The organism is Microbacterium sp. MMO-35, from assembly GCF_037147555.1.
Lineage (GTDB): Bacteria > Actinomycetota > Actinomycetes > Actinomycetales > Microbacteriaceae > Microbacterium.
In genome coordinates, this window is record NZ_JBBCVH010000008.1 from 81,612 (window position 1) to 98,047 (window position 16,436).

Consider the following 16,436-nt stretch of genomic DNA (forward strand, 5'->3'; position numbering starts at 1 on the left):
GCGGGGCCTCGGCGCATCACGGAAGGGAGAGCACGGGGATGGCAGCGACGACACGGGTCGCCTGGACCGGACTGCAGGGGGCGGTGCTCCTCGCATCGGCCGGCTGCGTCGTCGTGCATCTCGCGCTGCTGCTGCCGGCGCCGTCGCCCCTCGGCCTGGCGATGCTCGCCCTCGCCGCCGGGTGCCTGCTGTGCCTGCGCCCGCGCCGGACCGCTCCGCCCGACGCCGCCTGGGGCGGGGCGCTGGCGATGTCGGCCGGCATGCTGCTGCTGCACGTGGCGTCGAGCGGATCCGGGATCGGCGGGCACCGGCATCCGGCGCCTCCGAGCACCGCGTCCGGTCTCGACGCCCTGCACGGCGCCGCCCTGACCCTCGGCAGCACGGAGCTCGCGCTGCTCATGACGGCGGCCGTGGCCATCGGCATCGCGCGCCGGCGGCGTCTCGTCCGCTCCTTCGCCGACAGCGCAACGGGATCCGTCAACGTCGATTGACATCGCCCCCCATGTCAACCAGCATTGACATACAGGAGGATGCCATGACGAAGACGGCGAACGATCTGGACCCGCAGGGCGAGCCCCTCGCCGAACTGCACCGGCTGGTCGCGGTGCGCCGCGACATCGCCCGCGCCGAGGAGGTGCAGGTGCGCCGGGCGCGTGCCGCCGGCTACTCCTGGCAGGCGATCGCCAGCGCCCTGGGCATCACCCGGCAGGCGGCGCACCGCCGCTTCGGTCGCCGCTGACCGCAGCGGCGGCGCACCGGCCCCGAAGCCTCAGGCGTAGTCGGCGGTGATGATCCGGCGCGCGCCGTCGAGCACCATCCGGCCCCCGTAGGGCAGGATCCACTGCGGCCGGGTGTGCCCGAACGGCACGCCCACGCATACCACCGCTTCGGGGTTGTAGCGGGCCATCGCCGCGAGCACGGCGTCGCGCTGCGCCGCCCGCGCCGCCGCGCGCTCCTCCACGGACGGGACGACCTCGTGCGTGCTCGCCGGCGGACGCGCGACCACCACCCCGGCCGCGCGGGCGAGCAGTCCGCGCTCCCCGTAGGCGCGCAGCTGCTCCGCCACCGCAGGCGCGGGCGTCAACCGCTCGCTCGTCTCCAGGAGCAGGATCGCACCGTCCAGCTGCTCACCCGGGGGGAAGCGGCCGGCGAGCGCGAGCTGGGACAGCACCTCCAGGCATCCGCCCCAGGTCCGTCCCTGGACGCGCGCCGCCGGCCCCGCCCAGACCCACGGCGAGACGGGCTCCCGCTCCCCGTACCGCGTGAGTGCGGCCGGTTCCTGCCAGCGCACGCCGAAGTCCTCCGACTCCCCCGGCTCGTCGAGCTCGATCTCGCCGCCGTCGAGCAGCGCGGCGCGCAGGGAGCGCACGTGGATCCCGTCGACCCGCGGACCGGGCCCCAGGTGCACCTGCGTGGATCCGCCGTGGAAGGCCGCGATCCCCTGCCGCCAGAGCCAGTCGAGGATGTTCGTGTTGTCGCTGTATCCCAGGAACGGCTTGGGGTCGGCCCGCGCCACGGCCGGGTCGAGGTGCGGGGTCACCAGGATCTGGTCGTCGCCGCCGATCGTGGAGACGATCGCGCGGATCGCCGGGTCCGCGAAGGCGGCGTTGACATCCGCCGCGCGCGCCTGCGGGGACGCACCCAGGAGCCGGGTGGTGGGGTATTCCACCGGCACGAGTCCCGTGATCTCCTGCAGCCGCCGCATCGCCTGCTCGTGGACGGGGATGGAGACGGCGGGCGCCGCGAACGCCGGCGAGAGCACCGCGACCCGGTCGCCGGGCCGGGCCTTGGGAGGGAGCTGCATCGCCCCAGCCTAGGCGGCGGGGGTGCGCCCGATGTCGTCGCCGGCCCAGCGCAGGATGCGCAGGGCGCGGAGCGTGACCCAGCGGCTCGGGAACCCCTCGCGTTCGCCGTCCAGCTCGAACGGGATCGGGCCCGGGTGCTCGTTCTCCAGCGCCCAGCGACCGTCGGCGCGGCGTCGCGCGCGCAGCAGGGCGAGCGCCTCGTCGCACCGCGGGTCCGGTTCCGGGCGGGAGCGGCGCAGGTAGTCCAACCCCCGCACGACGTCGTAGTACCAGCGCACCGGGTAGGAGGCCATCGTGAACCGCGGGTCGATGACCGCTCCGGTGCGCCTGCTCAGGAACAGCCGGCGCTCCAGCAGATACTCCTCCGCCGCGAGGCGCGCCGTGCGCGACTCGACGGTGCCGCCGGTGGCCTGCTCCCAGTCCCACAGGCCCTCGAGCACGCAGATCGTGGAGTGCAGCGAGGAGACCTCGGCGCCGTACTCGGCCCAGCAGTTCCATCCGCCGTCGGCGAGCTGCCCGTCGAGGATCGTGCGGACGACCGCGTCGCCGGACTCGCCGACGTAGGACGCGATCGAGAGCACGACACCGTTGATGCACGGCTCGGTCTCGCCGTCGAAGTACCGGGGCGCGCCGTCCTGGTCCCAGCGCACCCGTTCACGCACGCGGGTCACGGCGCTCCGCATCCGCGGGTCCTCGGGGTCGGCGCCGAGGTCGACGAGCTGCTGCAGGCTGAAATGGGTCGCCGTCCACGCGTCGTACATCGGGCGCTCCTCGTCGACCCAGCCCGGGCGGTACACGCCGCCGTCCCAGAGGCCGTCCTCGGCCTGCAGAGCGAGCAGGCGCGCTCCCCAGCCCTCCCGCGCAACCCGGGCCCGCTCGGCCGCGACCGCCTCCGGCCCGGCATCGGTCAGATCCCGGAGGACCTGCCACCGGATCGCGGGATCCCCCTGCATCAGGTACTCGATGACGTCCATGACGCGACGCTACCCCGTGGATCCGGGATGCGCAGGTGCGCGACGCGGGTCGGTCATCTCGTGGGCGGGCGTGCGGGACGTCGCTCAGCCCGAGACGGCGCGGTCGAGCCGGCCGCGCGAGATCAGCGCGATCTGGGCGAGCGCCGTCTGCAGCTCCGCCTCGGTGTCCGCACCGCTGCGCCGCTCGAACTCGGCGAGGATCGACTCCTTGGTGTGACCGCGCACCGCGATCACGAACGGAAAGCCGTGCCGGTCCTGGTAGGTGCGGTTGAGCTCTCCGATGCGCGCGAGCTCCTCGGGGCTGAGCGCGTCGAGCCCCGCGCTGGCCTGCTCCCCCACCGACTCGGTGGTCATCTCGCCGGCCTGCGCCTCCTTCCCCGCAAGCGCCGGATGCGCGTTGAGGAAGTCGACCAGCGTCTGCCGGTCTGCGGCCTTGACGACCGCGAACATCGCCCGGTGCAGCTCCCGCACGTCGGAGAACGGGCGCGCCCGCCACGCGCCCTGCGCCACCCACGGGGAATTCTCGAACACGGGCCCGAGTGCCGCGACGAAGTCGTCCTGATCGAAGGCGTTGATCTGCTCCAGCGTGAGCGCGGTCACGGCCGCGGGCCGGGATGAGGACATGGAGATCTCCCTTGACTTCTTCGGACGCGACAGCGGCCCCAGGATGTGCGGAACCGTGAGAGTCGATTCCGACATACGAGAATCTGTTTCCATCGAGCCCCGCGCGTGCTCGATCTAAGCATCCGCCGACGATCGCGTCAAGGTTTTGGTACACCGTCACCGCAGGCGGTGTACCAACCGGGGTGCCGATGCGCGGCGAAGAGACTCTTGCGCAGAGGGGAACTTTGGTACACCATTTCGGTACACCGTTTCTGCGGGGCGCGACTGGCCGCAAGAGATCTCACATCGTGAAAGTAAGATCTCCTCTTGCGGAACTATTGGTCTAGCCCTACAGTAAGGTCACCCCGACCCGAGGGGTCCTGAATCAAGAAGGAATGGCTCTGAATCATGGCTGCTTCAGACGCTCGAGTGCCGAAGGCGAGTTCGGCACCCGGGGCTGCAGGAACCGCGTCGTCGCGGCTCCGCACCCCCGCGCGGATCGCCGGAATCGGCCACCGTTCCCCGGCACTCCCGGACTCCTCCCCGGACCGGCTCCCGTGAGCCTCGCGGAGGCCGTGGTCGCCGCGCCAGAGCGCTTCACAGGCACGGTGCCGGTCCCGGTCCTGGAAGCGCGCATCGAGCGCGTCCGCACGGCGATGATCGCCGACGACCTCGATGCGCTCATCGTCTTCGGCAGCCCTCGCCTCCTGGGGTCGCGGACGAAGACCGCCGGATACGTCCAGTACCTCGCCGGGTACTCGGCCCGGCCCACCCCGTCCACGGTGCTCCTCAGCGCCTCGGGCGCCGCCGCGGTGCTGGCCTTCGGCGTGCACGAGCACCGCGAGTTCTCCCGGCGGTCGGCCTGGCTGGGCGAGATCGTGCAGGCGGGCGAACAGCGCCTGCACCCCGAAGCCGCCGCCCGGATCCTCGCCGAGGCCGGCATCCGCCGCGGGGCGCGCATCGGCGTGATCGGCATCGACGAGCTCAGCCATCCGGCCCACCAGGAGCTGACGGAGAGATTCCGCGAGTATCGGATCGTGGCCGCGGAGGGCCTGCTGGACCGGCTCCGCCTCACACGCGCGCCCGAGGAGGTCGACATGCTCCGCACGTCGGCGCGCATCTCGGATGCGATGATCGCGGCGGCGTTCGCCGAGTCCGCCCGGCCCGGCGCCTCCGGGCCCTCCGTCATGGCCGAGATCGAGCACACCGGGCGACTGCTCGGCGCCGACTCGGCGAACTGCTGGCTGTCGATCGGCGAGGAGCCGCCGACCACCTACTTCGAGTTCATGGAGCTCCCCGACCTGATCACGGACAGCGATCGCGTTCAGCTGGGGACGACCACGGCCTACGAGGGCTATTTCGGTCAGTGCCTGCGCATGGGCGTCCGCGGACGGCCGGACGCGAAGCTCACCGCCTATGCCGAGATCCTCCTCCAGATCCAGGATGCCGCCCTCGCGGCGATGCGTCCCGGCGAGCCGCTGCACCGGGTCATCGATGTCATCGAGGACCAGTACGCGCTGCACGCCCCCTTCACCCGGGAGACGGATCCGTTCCGCTTCCAGAGCTGTCACGGACTCGGCCTGACCTATGTCGAGCCCGGGATGGCCCGGGACCTCAACCCCCTCCGGGACAGGTCCCTCGATGACTCCGGCGTCCTGATCGAGAAGGGAATGGTGATCGAAGTGCATCCCAACTTCACCGTTCCCGGTCTCGGTTGCATCGTCGCCGGCGACATGGCCCTCGTCACCGATGACGGGGCCGTCTGGATCACCGAATCGCCCAGGGGAATCTGGGAGATCTGATCCGCACACCCTGCGGCTGACGCAACGCGGCCCGCAGCCCTCACCCGGATCCCGATCCGGATCGCACAACTCAACATCAGACACCGGAGCACTCCACAAGAGCCATCGCACGGCTGCCCCTCACCCTCAAGGGTCTTCTGTGCGGTGATGCCCGAACCCCGAGCAGGGCGCAAGCCCGCGCCCTGAGAAATCACCCTTTTCTCATCCAGGAGTCACTCCATGTCATCTCAGAACCGCAGCCGCCGGATCATCCTCGGCGCCGCACTCCTCGCCATCCCGCTCGTCGCCACCTCCCTCGCCGGCTGCACCGCCGGCGGAGCCTCCGGCGGCGGTGCCGCCGGAGGCAGCAGCACCGCCGGATCGACGACGGTCGTCGTCGGCTTCAAGCACGAGTTCAACACCATGGACCCGCTGCGCGCGGACTACGCGCAGACCAACATGGTGGACAACATCGTCTACGAGCCGCTCATCAAGTTCGACGCCGCCCAGGACAACAAGATGGTAGGCGCACTCGCCAGCGACTTCGCCGTCGCCGACGACGCGAAGTCGATCTCCTTCACCCTGCGCGACGGCGTCACCTTCCACGACGGCACACCGCTGACCGCGAAGGACGTGCAGTACAGCTTCGACCGCTACATCCGGCTGGGGCAGGGCGTCGCGTCCCTGCTGCAGGGCTACGACTCGACCACCGTGGTCGACGACTCGCACGTCGTGATCAACCTCAAGGCGCCGAACGCGTTCTTCATCAACGGCCTCGCGAACGTCTACATCATGGAGGCCGACCTGGTCTCCAAGAACGCCGGAGCCGACGACGCGCAGGGCTGGCTGCAGGCGCACGAGGCCGGGACCGGCCCGTTCGAGGGCACAGGCACGTCGTCCGCCGACGGCACCACGGTCAAGCGGTTCGACAAGTACTGGGGATTCGACGACAAGCGCCCCACGCAGATGGTGTTCCGCCGCATCGATGAGAGCGCCACGAACCGCGACGAGCTCAAGGCCGGCAACATCGACGTGTCCTTCGGCCTGTCCGCCGTCGACGCCGCCGCCCTGAAGGGGCAGAGCGACGTCTCGGTCAAGTTCGTGCCGACGTCGGGCCAGACCCAGCTGTGGTTCAACACCTCGACCGGACCCACGGCGGACCCGAAGATCCGTGAGGGCCTCAAGCTCGCCTTCGACTACTCCGGAGGATTCCAGAAGATCCTCGACAGCAACGGCGCGATCTCGAGCGGGATCCTGTCCCCCGCGTTCACCTGCCGCCCCGACGCCAAGCCGTCCGCGCAGGACAAGGCGAAGGCCAAGGAGCTGCTCTCCGGGCTCGGTGCGACCTCGCTCGACCTGCGCTATCAGTCCGTCGACTCCACCCAGACCCAGATCGCGACGCTGTTCCAGTCCAATCTGAAGGACCTGGGCGTGACGGTGAACCTGGTCCCGATCGCGTTCCCCGACTATCTCAAGACCCTCGCGGACCCGGCGACCATCCCCGGCCTCACCCTGATCAACGACTACATCCTCACCCCGGATCCCGGCGCGGGCCTGGACAAGCTCTACAACTCCGCGAACATCGGCGGCACCAACAAGGGCGCGTACAGCAACCCGAAGGTCGACGACCTGCTCACGAAGGCGCGCACCGTGGCCGATGCCGGCGATCGCTGCGACCTCTACAAGCAGGTGCAGACGATCGTGGGCGACGACTCGGTGCAGGCGAACCTCTTCCAGGTGGCGTTCCCGGTCGGCTACCGCAGCGACCTCAAGGGCATCGACTTCTCCTGGTCGGCGACGCCGATCTCGTTCTTCACCCTGCGCGTGGGGTGAGGGCGATGACGGGCAACAATCCCGCGCGGCAGACCACGGCGTTCCTGCTGCGCAAGGCGCTCTCCTCGGTCATCACGCTCATCGGCCTGAGTGCGTTCGTGTTCCTCATGGTCAAGCTCATCCCCGGCGACGAGGCGCGCGTGGCCGCAGGCGAGAACGCGAGTCCCGAACAGGTCGAGGCGGTCCGCAAGGCCCTGGGCCTCGATCAGCCGTTCCTCGTGCAGCTGACGACCTTCTTCGGACGGCTCGTGCGCGGCGACCTCGGCACCTCGATCACGACCCACGTCTCGGTCACGCAGGGCATCGGACAGGTGCTCCCGCAGACCATCGAGCTGGTGCTGCTGGCGGTGATCATCGTCGTCACCTGCGTGACGCCGCTGGCCACCCTCTCGGCGCTGCGGCGGGACGGCGCGGCCGACCTCACGATCAAGACGCTCGTGATCGTCTGCGCCGGACTCCCGACGTTCTGGCTGGCACTGCTGCTGCAGTACCTCCTGGGCACGAAGCTGCAGCTGGTGCCGATCTCCGGTCGCCTGTCCCGGGGCTTCGACGTCCCGACCCGGACCGGCTCGGTGATCCTGGATTCCCTGCTCGCCGGCAATCCGCTGGCCGCCTGGGACGGCGTGCAGCACTTGATCCTCCCGGCGATCGTCCTGGCCCTGCCGTTCGCCGCCCAGCTGTACCGGATCATGCGCGCCGAGCTCATCCAGGTGCTCGCCCGCGAGCACCTCACCGTCGCCCGGGCGAAGGGGGTGCCGCAGCGGCAGCTCGTCTGGCGGCATGTGCTGCCGAACGCCATCGGCCCCTCGATCACCCTGGTCGGCATCCAGTTCGGAGCGATGGTCGGCGCCGCCGTCCTGGTCGAATCCGTGTTCGGTCTGGTGGGGGTCGGCTCCTATCTGACCAACGCGGTCGCCCAGAAGGACACCTTCGCCGTTCTCGGCGGGGTGCTCGTCATCGGCGTCCTGGTGGTCGTGTGCAACTACATCGTCGACGTCCTCCAGCTCATCCGAGACCCGCGTCTGCGGGCCGGGCAGCTGGGTTAGGAGCAGAGAGCCATGAGCAACACCCTCGCAATGATCGCGCCCCTGCGGCGCCGAACCGTCCGCTCCATCACGGGCATCTCCGGGATGCAGATCGTGATCCCGATCGTCGTCGCCCTGCTGCTGATCCTCGCGATCGTGGGCCCGCTGATCGCGCCGTACCAGGCGGTCTACCGCTCCGACATCCTGAACGCGCTGCAGCCGCCGAGCGCCGCGCACTGGTTCGGGACGGACGAGCAGGGCCGTGATGTGTTCTGGCGCATCATCGCCGGCGCGCAGTCGTCGCTGCTGAGCTCGGTGATCATCGTGACCGGCTTCTCGATCATCGGCATCCTCGTCGCCACCCTCGCCACCCTCGGGGGCAAGTGGGCCGACGAGGTGCTGATGCGGATCGTCGACGCCGCGCTCGCGTTCCCGCCGATCATCTTCGCCCTCGGCGTCGCCGCGGCGCTCGGCCCGAGCCTGAACTCGGCCGTCATCGCCATGATCCTCACCGGCTGGCCGGTCACGGCCCGCGTGCTGCGCGGCGTCATGAAGGAGACGATGAACCAGCCGTTCGTCGAGAACGCCCGCGTGCTGGGGGTCTCGAAGACCAGGCTCATGCTGCACCACGTGCTGCCGAACTCGCTCGACGTGCTCGTGGTCAAGTGGGCCGGCGACATCGGCAACACGATCCTCATCCTCGGAGGGCTCTCCTTCGTCGGCGTCGGTGCGCAGCCGCCGAGCGCCGAGTGGGGCGCCATGGTCACCAGCGCGAAGGGCATCATCGCCACCGCGCCATGGGCCGCCTTCGCACCCGGTCTCGCGATCGCCATCACGGCCGTCGCCTTCGGCCTGCTCGGCGACATCCTCCAGGTCCGTTTCAATCCCGCCCTTCGCAGAAGGTGAGCACGGCAATGAACACTCTCACGAACGCCCGTCCCGGGCACACCGGCATCGCGCCGGCATCCGCCCCGCTCCTGTCGGTGCGCAATCTCACGATCGACGCGGGGCCCAAGGAGGACCCGGTCCGCCTGGTGCAGGACTTCAGCCTCGAGATGCGCCCGGGCGACCGCGTGGCACTCGTCGGCGAGTCCGGATCCGGCAAGTCGGTCACGGCCCGCTCGATCATGCGCCTCGACCCCGACTTCCGCCTCAGCGGATCCGTCGAGTTCCAGGGCCAGGATCTGCTCGCGCTCAGCGAGAAGCAGATGGTCGGAGTCCGCGGGCACAGGATCGGCATGGTCTTCCAGGACCCGATGGGCGCACTCAACCCGCTCATGACGGTCGGGGACCAGGTCATGGAGCCCCTGCGCATCGCCGGCGTGCCGCGCGCAGAGGCCGCCCGGCGTGCGAAGGCCGTGCTCGAGGAGCTCGGCGTCGTCAACGCCGAAGCCCGGATGAGGGCCTATCCGCACGAGTTCTCGGGCGGCATGCGACAGCGCGTCGTCCTCGCGATGGCCCTGATCTCGGATCCGTCCCTGATCATCGCGGACGAGCCCACCACGGCCCTGGACGTGCGCGTGCAGGAGCAGGTGCTCACGCTCATGGACAAGGTGTCCAAGGAGCGCGGGCTCGCGGTGCTGCTGATCACGCACGACCTCGGCACCGTGGCCGGCTTCACCGACCGCGTCGCGGTCATGTACTCCGGCCGCAAGGTGGACGAGGGCACGGTGGACACCCTGTTCGCCCGCCCGGCCCACCCCTACACGCAGGGTCTGCTGCAGGCCGTGCCGCGCATCGACCAGACGGTCCCCCGCCTGCTCACGATCGCGGGCGCGCCCCCGCACCCGGCGAACCGTCCCACGGGCTGCGCTTTCAACCCGCGGTGCCCCAAGGCGTTCGACCTGTGCACACGGGAGGTGCCCGAGCTGCGGCCCGCTCCGGACGGCGGCGTCGTCGCCTGCCACCTCTATCCCCTCGCCGGAGAGGAGACGGCGGCATGAGCCTTTTGGAGCTGCGCGATGTGAACAAGGTGTTCCACGCGCTCGGACGCGAGCCCGTCCATGCCCTGCGCGACGTGGACCTGACCGTGGAGGCGGGCACGATCACGGGCCTGGTCGGCGAGTCGGGATCCGGGAAGACCACCATCATCAAGAGCATCATGGGCTTGGAGAAGCCCACGAGCGGCACGGTCACGTACGACGGGATCAACATCCCCGAGGCCAAGGGCGCGACGCTCAAGCGGATCCGGCGCGAGGTGCAGTTCGTCTTCCAGGACCCGACCTCGAGCCTGAACCCGCGGATGACGGTCGAGAAGCTCGTCGGCGAGGGACTGCTCGTGCACGACCTCGAACCGGACCGCAAGCGGCGCAGGGCCCGCGTGGCCGAGCTGCTCATGCAGGTCGGACTCAGCGACCGGGATCTCGACCGCTACCCGCGCTCGTTCTCCGGCGGCCAGCGGCAGCGCATCGCCATCGCGCGGGCGCTGGCGGTGGGACCGAAGCTGCTCATCTGCGACGAGCCCGTCTCCGCGCTGGACGTGTCGGTGCAGGCGCAGGTGCTCAACCTGCTGCAGGACATGCAGGAGGATCTCGGCTTCACCGTGCTGTTCATCGCGCACGACCTGGCGGTGGTGCGGCAGATCTGCTCGCAGGTCGCGGTCATCCAGCTCGGCCAGATCGTCGAGGAGGGGCCGTCGGAGACCGTACTGGCGAACCCGACGCACCCTTACACGAGGGCGCTGCTGGCCGCCGTGCCCAACCCCGACCCGACCGTCGCCCGGCGACGGGCGCGGGAGAGGCTCGAAGAGGAGAAGGTGGCGTGATGACCGGCACGGCATCGACCCACCGCATCCGGGTGGGCGTCGACGGCAAGAAGATCCCCGAGGCCGCGCGGCGCGGGCCGCTCGCCACGATCGATCATGCTCACGAGCTGGGCATGGACGGGCTGTTCTTCCGCAGCGTGCTCGACATGAGCCCGACGCTGGACGACGGCGTGCTGCGCGAGCTGCGTCAACGCGCCGACGACCTGGATCTGTACCTGGAGACCGGACTCGGCAAGGTGAATCCGTATGCCAATCCGGAGGCGCCGGAGCTGCGGGCCATCGGAGACGGGGACATCCTGCGCGGCTTCCGGCGGATGATGGAGGCCAGCGCCGCCATCGGCTGCCGCGAGCTGTGGGTCGCCACGGCCAACTTCAAGGGCGACTACTTCGGACGACTCGCGTACGACCGGTTCCGCACCGACGCGGACTGGGCGGATCAGCTCGCCGCGACGGAGAAGTTCCTCAAGCGGCTCGCCCCGATCGCCCGCGACCTCGGCATCCACATGAACCTGGAGACCCATGAAGAGGTCACGAGCTTCGAGCTGGTGCGCCTCGTGGAGGCCGTGGGGCCGGACACGACCGGCATCGTGTTCGACACGTCCAACGTGCTGCAGCGCATGGAGCATCCGGTGTTCGCCGCGCGACGCGTCGCGCCGTACGTGCGCCAGACGCACCTCAAGGACGCGTACGTGGCGCACGAGGAGGGCGGGCTCGCCCACCAGCTGCGGCCCTACGGCACCGGGCTCGTCGACTTCGCCGGGCTGCTGCCGATCATCATCGCCGCGAACCCGCGGATGAACGTGACGATCGAGCCGCCCCAGCCCTACGCGGACAAGGCGCCGGCTCCGCATCCGCGGGTGATCGAGGCGTTCGAACCCGAGTTCCTCGCCGGTCATCCCGACCTGGGCGTGGAGGAGCTCGCCGCCTACCTCGACATGGTGCATGCGTACGAGATGCGCATCGCCTCGGGCGAGGTGCCGGACTGGCGCCGCTACCTGACGCAGCCCTACGAGTACGACGAGGCGGTCGAGACGATCCGGACCGGGGCCCGGATGGCCCGGTCCATCATCGCCGACGCCGGCTATCCGCTGCACACCCCGGTCGCCGCGACCGCGGGCGCGGGCCGCTGAGGACAGCGCCCCGCCACGCACCGGTCCGGTGGGCGTCCCCGACGCCCGCCGGACCGGTCCCCGACGAGCACGAACGACGAGCACGAAAGACGAAGGACGAGAGATGATCAACCCCCACCGCGAGTTCCGGGTCGAGGGGAGCCACTGGGTCAGCCCGGTCAATTTCGAGGACGAGGTCACCCGTGACTTCGACTTCCCCCGACCTCTGGGCCTGATCGACAGCACCCTCCGCAAGACCAACTACACGGCCGGCACGCGCACGACGATCGACGGATACCTGCGGATCGCCCAGGCGCTCGACGACATCGGCATCCGCGACGAGAGCCTCAACCTGGACTGGTGGGGCGACGACGAGCCGAATGCGCGCGAGCTCCTGCTGGTGCGCGAGATCCTGGCCGGAGGCTTCGGCTTCACCTGCAACGTGTACGCCGACACCCTGCTCGGCAACGGCGAGGGCACCCCGGCGATCGACCCCCGCTCGACCGTCGATCTGCTCCTCGAGCTCGGCGCCGCCGTCATCGGACCGGGCATCGTCGAGGCCGCCTCCCCGGAGGCGGAGGCGCGCCAGTTCGCCCAGCTCGCCGAGGTCACCGGCTACGCCGCCGCGAACGGCCTGCAGTGGACCGTGACGCTGGCACAGGCGGGCCGGCGCGACTTCGACAAGATGATGCGCGCCGCGAACGAGGCCGTCGCCCTCGGGGCCGCACGGATCGACCTGATGGATTCCACGAGCAGCCTGGGACCCGAGGCGATGCGGGTGTTCGTCCGTCGCTTCCGCTCCCGGCTCACCACGCCCGTGCCGCTCACGATGCACGTGCACGACGACTTCGGACTCGGCACCGCGGCGGCGATCGCCGCCGCGGGCGCGGGGGCGGGACCGGACGTCTCCGTGAACGGCGTCTCCTACCGATGCGGCTTCCCGCCGCTGGAGGAGGTCGCGACGAGTCTGGAGGTGCTCTACGGCGTCGACACTGGCATCAGGCTCGACCGGCTGCAGGCGCTGTCGGATCTCGTCTACGAGGAGACCGGGATCCCCAACCCGGCGCTCAAGCCGATCACCGGCGGCTATGCGTACCTGAAGAGCACGACGATGGATGCGCTGAGCTCCCTGCGCGACGGGGTGCGGACCTTCCCGCCGATCTCGGGCTGCGTGCACGCCGACGTCGTCGGTGCGGACATCCGCTGGGTGTGGGATCGGCTCAGCACGCGATCCATGGTGCGCCAGCTCGCCGCGAACCTCGGCCTGGACCTCGACGACGTCGCCGTCGAGCACGGATACCGGGCGCTCAACGACGCGATCGACGCGATCGACGACTACCCGCGCTGGCTCACTCCGGAGCAGGCGGAGGCCGTGCTGCGGGAGTCGGTGCGCACGCGCGAGCCGAGCCGCCCGTGACCGCCCGCGCGGTCGACGCGTTCCGTGTGCCCATGGCGGGCCTGCGGGACGTGTCCGGGCTCCAGGCGCTCGTCGCGGACGGCCGCCTGGAGCCCGACGACATCGTCGCCGTCACCGGCAAGACCGGCGGCTGGGGCGACACCTACGACTCGAGCCGCGTGGACGCGGACCAGGCCGTGCGGCGCTTCCTGCTCGACCACGGGAGCCGCCCGGCCCGGGCCGTCGAGGAACTGCCGATGGCCTTCAGCGCCGGTGTCGGCACCGTCATGACGCCGCACCTCGTCGTGTACACGCGCACCGTCGCGGAGCCGGCCGCGGACGGCCTGCCGCGGCTCGCCATCGGGAGCGCCGTCTCCGCGGCGATCCTCCCCGAGTGGATCGGCGGGGCCGCGCATGTGCGGGCCAACGCGGACGCGGTGCGCGCCGCCGCCGCGGATGCCGGGATGGCGCCGGAGGACGTCGAGTTCGTGATCGGCAAGTCGTACTACCCCGCGCTCGAGGACATCGCCGCCGCACGGGCGGCCGGCGCGCCGATCCCGGAGCTGTCGCCGCAGGGGGTCTTCCGGTTCTCCAGCGGAAGCATCGCGCAGGCGGTGCGCGTCGCGGTCGAGGGAGCGCCCTTTCCGGACGACGCGGCGATCGGCACCGATCCCGCGCTCTTCAGCGACAGGGTCGCCGTCTCGTCGAACATCTGGGAGGGGGTGGGCGGTGCGGGGCCGCAGACCCACCTGCTCGCCCTCGGCAACCGGCGCGGCGCGGGGGGCCGGCTCCGGGTCGGCCGGGCCGTCATCGCCGACCTGCTCGACATCGGCGCCGTCACCCGCGCCGTGCGCGACGCCGGCATCGCCGTGGGCGACGGCCCGCTGCCGCCGGAGGTGCGCGCGCGCATCCTCGCGACCTATGTGAAGTACCAGGAGCCGGTCGGCGGACTCCTCCGCGGCCGGCGACTGGTCACGGAGGATCCGACGTACGTCAGGAACCTGAAGACCGCGGTCGCCAGCGCGTTCTCCGCCATGCTGCAGGACAACATGATCTGGATCTCCGCGGGCGGGGTCCAGCAGGGCCCCCCGGGAGGAGGCACCCTGGCCATCGTCCTCGATGTGGGCTGAGAACGAAGAACGCGGCGACAGGACGCCGGGGACCACTCAGCTTTTCATCCCCTGCGTCCCGCCGCCGCGGGCTGGTGGATCCGGCGCGAGGCGCCGGATCACGTCATCACGCGCTCGCGAGGCGGTAGCGCAGCGAGGCGAGCTCGGTCGTCAGCGCCGCCGGGAGGCGGTCGCCGAACGTCGCGAAGAACTCCTCGGTCGAGTCGGCCTCGCGGCTCCACGACGCGGTGTCGACGCGGAACAGCTCCGCGAGGTCCTCGTCGGTCACGTCCGCGCCCTCGAGGTTGAGGTCCTCGATCTTCGGCAGGCGGCCGATGGGGCTGTCGACGGCGCCGACCTCGCCCTCGATGCGACGGATAATCCAGTCGATCACGCGGGCGTTGTCGCCGAATCCGGGCCACAGGAACCGGCCGTCGGAGCCGCGGCGGAACCAGTTCACCTGGAAGATGCGCGGCGCCTTGTCGAAGCGGACGCTGCGGCCCATCTTCAGCCAGTGCGCGAAGTAGTCGCCCATGTTGTAGCCGCAGAAGGGCAGCATCGCGAACGGGTCGCGGCGCAGCTCGCCGAGCGTGCCCTCGGCCGCGGCCGTGCGCTCGGACGAGATGGTCGCACCGAGGAAGACGCCGTGGCTCCAGTCCGTCGCCTCGACGACGAGCGGCACGTTGGTGGCGCGGCGGCCGCCGAAGAGGATCACGTCGAGGGGCACGCCCTCCGGGTCCTCCCAGTCCTCCGCGATCTGCGGGCACTGGGCCGCGGACACCGTGAAGCGCGAGTTCGGGTGAGCCGCGGGGCGACCGCTCTCCGGCGTCCACGCGTTGCCCTCCCAGTCGATGAGGTTCGCGGGCGCCTCGTCGGTCAGCCCCTCCCACCAGACGTCGCCGTCGGGGCGCAGCGCCACGTTCGTGAAGATCGTGTTGCCCCAGAGCGTCTCGACCGCGGTCACGTTGGTCGACTCGCCGGTGCCCGGCGCGACGCCGAAGAAGCCGGCCTCCGGGTTGATCGCCCGCATGCGGCCGTCGGCACCGGGGCGGATCCACGTGATGTCGTCGCCGAGGGTCTCGACCTTCCAGCCGGGGATCGTCGGGCGGAGCATCGCGAGGTTGGTCTTGCCGCACGCCGACGGGAACGCGGCCGCCACGTGGTAGGCCTTGCCCTGGGGCGAGACGACGCGGATGAGCAGCATGTGCTCGGCCATCCAGCCCTCGTCGCGGGCGAGCACGGAGGCGATGCGCAGTGCGAAGCACTTCTTGGCGAGGATCGCGTTGCCGCCGTATCCCGAGCCGAAGGAGTAGACCTCGAGCGTGTCGGGGAAGTGCACGATCCACTTCTCGTCGTTGCACGGCCAGGTGGTGTCGGCCTCGCCCTCGGCGAGGGGGGCGCCGACCGAGTGGACGGTGCGCACCCACTGCGTCCCCTCCGCGATCTGGCGGACCACCGCCGCGCCGACGCGGGTCATGATGCCGATCGAGGCGACCGCGTAGGCGCTGTCGGTGATCTGCACGCCGATCTGCGAGATGGGGCCGCCGACCGGGCCCATCGAGAACGGCACGACGTACATCGTGCGACCGCGCATGGAGCCCTCGAAGATCTCGGTCATCTTCGCGTGCATCTCGACGGGGTCAGCCCAGTTGTTCGTGGGGCCGGCGTCGATCTCCTTCTCGGAGGCGATGAAGGTGCGGCCCTCGGTGCGCGCGACGTCGCTGGGGTGCGAACGGGCGAGGTAGGAGCCGGGGCGCCACTCGGGGTTCAGCTTGATGAGCTTGCCCTCGTCGACGAGCTCGTGCAGCAGCGCGTCGTTCTCGGCCGCGGAGCCGTCGATCCAGTGCACGCGGTCGGGCTGGGTCAGGGCACGGATCTCCTCGACCCACGCCGACAGCTCGGCGAAGGCCGGGGTGTCGTACTCGGGAGCCGCACCGTACTCGCGCACGGGGGCGAGGGGGGAGATCCGCGGGGTGGACGTCTCGGCGATAGCCATGGTCTGCTCCTTAAAGGGTGGGGCGTTACACCCATCTTGCG

The 16,436-nt window shown here is 70.6% G+C and carries 15 protein-coding genes; 11 read left to right on the forward strand and 4 right to left on the reverse strand.

Going from position 1 to position 16,436, the window contains the following annotated elements:
* Nucleotides 1-38: 38 nt before the first annotated feature.
* Both WFJ01_RS15470 and WFJ01_RS15475 read left to right on the forward strand, forming a co-directional pair.
* Nucleotides 39-491, forward strand: a complete 453-nt coding sequence (locus tag WFJ01_RS15470) for a hypothetical protein (RefSeq protein ID WP_336629558.1) — start codon at nucleotides 39-41, stop codon at nucleotides 489-491.
* Between the two features lie 44 nt (nucleotides 492-535).
* Nucleotides 536-739: an AsnC family protein gene (locus WFJ01_RS15475; RefSeq protein ID WP_251438494.1), complete on the forward strand. Its 204-nt coding sequence runs from the start codon at nucleotides 536-538 to the stop codon at nucleotides 737-739.
* 30 nt (nucleotides 740-769) lie between these two features.
* Here WFJ01_RS15475 and WFJ01_RS15480 read toward each other — a convergent pair whose 3' ends face one another.
* The 3 genes from WFJ01_RS15480 to uraD all read right to left on the reverse strand — a co-directional run bounded on the left by WFJ01_RS15480 (nucleotide 770) and on the right by uraD (nucleotide 3,403).
* Nucleotides 770-1,804 (reverse strand): S66 family peptidase, encoded by a 1,035-nt coding sequence (locus tag WFJ01_RS15480; protein ID WP_336629559.1) that lies wholly within the window; start codon nucleotides 1,802-1,804, stop codon nucleotides 770-772.
* A gap of 9 nt (nucleotides 1,805-1,813) precedes the next feature.
* Nucleotides 1,814-2,779 (reverse strand): hypothetical protein, encoded by a 966-nt coding sequence (locus WFJ01_RS15485; protein WP_336629560.1) that lies wholly within the window; start codon nucleotides 2,777-2,779, stop codon nucleotides 1,814-1,816.
* A gap of 84 nt (nucleotides 2,780-2,863) precedes the next feature.
* Nucleotides 2,864-3,403, reverse strand: a complete 540-nt coding sequence (gene uraD / locus WFJ01_RS15490; RefSeq protein WP_336629561.1) for a 2-oxo-4-hydroxy-4-carboxy-5-ureidoimidazoline decarboxylase — start codon at nucleotides 3,401-3,403, stop codon at nucleotides 2,864-2,866.
* A gap of 536 nt (nucleotides 3,404-3,939) precedes the next feature.
* Between uraD and WFJ01_RS15495 the strand changes: the two genes are divergently transcribed.
* The 9 genes from WFJ01_RS15495 (at nucleotide 3,940) to WFJ01_RS15535 (ending at nucleotide 14,420) form a co-directional block, all read left to right on the forward strand.
* The gene (locus WFJ01_RS15495; RefSeq protein WP_336629562.1) at nucleotides 3,940-5,184 is read left to right on the forward strand and encodes a M24 family metallopeptidase; all 1,245 of its coding nucleotides are present in this window, start codon (nucleotides 3,940-3,942) and stop codon (nucleotides 5,182-5,184) included.
* 219 nt (nucleotides 5,185-5,403) lie between these two features.
* Nucleotides 5,404-6,996 carry an ABC transporter substrate-binding protein gene (locus WFJ01_RS15500; RefSeq protein WP_295034631.1) on the forward strand — a complete coding sequence of 531 codons (1,593 nt, stop codon included), beginning with the start codon at nucleotides 5,404-5,406 and terminating at the stop codon, nucleotides 6,994-6,996.
* Nucleotides 6,997-7,001: 5 nt separating this feature from the next.
* Nucleotides 7,002-8,042, forward strand: a complete 1,041-nt coding sequence (locus WFJ01_RS15505) for an ABC transporter permease (protein WP_336629563.1) — start codon at nucleotides 7,002-7,004, stop codon at nucleotides 8,040-8,042.
* 12 nt (nucleotides 8,043-8,054) lie between these two features.
* Nucleotides 8,055-8,927 carry an ABC transporter permease gene (locus tag WFJ01_RS15510; protein ID WP_251438501.1) on the forward strand — a complete coding sequence of 291 codons (873 nt, stop codon included), beginning with the start codon at nucleotides 8,055-8,057 and terminating at the stop codon, nucleotides 8,925-8,927.
* Between the two features lie 8 nt (nucleotides 8,928-8,935).
* On the forward strand, nucleotides 8,936-9,964 hold the full coding sequence (locus tag WFJ01_RS15515; RefSeq protein WP_292881667.1) for an ABC transporter ATP-binding protein: 1,029 nt from the start codon (nucleotides 8,936-8,938) through the stop codon (nucleotides 9,962-9,964).
* The gene (locus WFJ01_RS15520) at nucleotides 9,961-10,785 is read left to right on the forward strand and encodes an ATP-binding cassette domain-containing protein (RefSeq protein ID WP_251438503.1); all 825 of its coding nucleotides are present in this window, start codon (nucleotides 9,961-9,963) and stop codon (nucleotides 10,783-10,785) included. Before WFJ01_RS15515 ends, WFJ01_RS15520 begins: the two co-directional genes overlap by 4 nt.
* Nucleotides 10,785-11,915: a sugar phosphate isomerase/epimerase family protein gene (locus WFJ01_RS15525; RefSeq protein ID WP_251438504.1), complete on the forward strand. Its 1,131-nt coding sequence runs from the start codon at nucleotides 10,785-10,787 to the stop codon at nucleotides 11,913-11,915. The genes WFJ01_RS15520 and WFJ01_RS15525 overlap by 1 nt, the downstream gene beginning before the upstream one ends.
* A 103-nt stretch (nucleotides 11,916-12,018) precedes the next feature.
* Complete coding sequence (locus tag WFJ01_RS15530) at nucleotides 12,019-13,311, forward strand: hypothetical protein (RefSeq protein ID WP_336629564.1); 1,293 nt, start codon at nucleotides 12,019-12,021, stop codon at nucleotides 13,309-13,311.
* Nucleotides 13,308-14,420, forward strand: coding sequence for a ring-opening amidohydrolase (locus WFJ01_RS15535; protein ID WP_336629565.1), 1,113 nt, complete (start codon nucleotides 13,308-13,310; stop codon nucleotides 14,418-14,420). The genes WFJ01_RS15530 and WFJ01_RS15535 overlap by 4 nt, the downstream gene beginning before the upstream one ends.
* A 106-nt stretch (nucleotides 14,421-14,526) precedes the next feature.
* On the opposite strand, the gene WFJ01_RS15540 is transcribed toward WFJ01_RS15535, so the two are convergent.
* A complete protein-coding gene (locus WFJ01_RS15540) occupies nucleotides 14,527-16,395 on the reverse strand; it encodes a phosphoenolpyruvate carboxykinase (GTP) (protein WP_251438507.1) in 1,869 nt (622 codons plus the stop codon).
* Nucleotides 16,396-16,436: the final 41 nt, after the last annotated feature.

Coding starts and splice junctions, on each gene's coding strand:
- WFJ01_RS15470 (WP_336629558.1), top strand. CDS start 39: ATGGCAGCGACGACACGGGTCGCCTGGACCGGACTGCAGGGGGCGGTG.
- WFJ01_RS15475 (WP_251438494.1), top strand. CDS start 536: ATGACGAAGACGGCGAACGATCTGGACCCGCAGGGCGAGCCCCTCGCC.
- WFJ01_RS15480 (WP_336629559.1), bottom strand. CDS start 1,804: ATGCAGCTCCCTCCCAAGGCCCGGCCCGGCGACCGGGTCGCGGTGCTC.
- WFJ01_RS15485 (WP_336629560.1), bottom strand. CDS start 2,779: ATGGACGTCATCGAGTACCTGATGCAGGGGGATCCCGCGATCCGGTGG.
- uraD (WP_336629561.1), bottom strand. CDS start 3,403: ATGTCCTCATCCCGGCCCGCGGCCGTGACCGCGCTCACGCTGGAGCAG.
- WFJ01_RS15500 (WP_295034631.1), top strand. CDS start 5,404: ATGTCATCTCAGAACCGCAGCCGCCGGATCATCCTCGGCGCCGCACTC.
- WFJ01_RS15505 (WP_336629563.1), top strand. CDS start 7,002: ATGACGGGCAACAATCCCGCGCGGCAGACCACGGCGTTCCTGCTGCGC.
- WFJ01_RS15510 (WP_251438501.1), top strand. CDS start 8,055: ATGAGCAACACCCTCGCAATGATCGCGCCCCTGCGGCGCCGAACCGTC.
- WFJ01_RS15515 (WP_292881667.1), top strand. CDS start 8,936: ATGAACACTCTCACGAACGCCCGTCCCGGGCACACCGGCATCGCGCCG.
- WFJ01_RS15520 (WP_251438503.1), top strand. CDS start 9,961: ATGAGCCTTTTGGAGCTGCGCGATGTGAACAAGGTGTTCCACGCGCTC.
- WFJ01_RS15525 (WP_251438504.1), top strand. CDS start 10,785: ATGACCGGCACGGCATCGACCCACCGCATCCGGGTGGGCGTCGACGGC.
- WFJ01_RS15530 (WP_336629564.1), top strand. CDS start 12,019: ATGATCAACCCCCACCGCGAGTTCCGGGTCGAGGGGAGCCACTGGGTC.
- WFJ01_RS15540 (WP_251438507.1), bottom strand. CDS start 16,395: ATGGCTATCGCCGAGACGTCCACCCCGCGGATCTCCCCCCTCGCCCCC.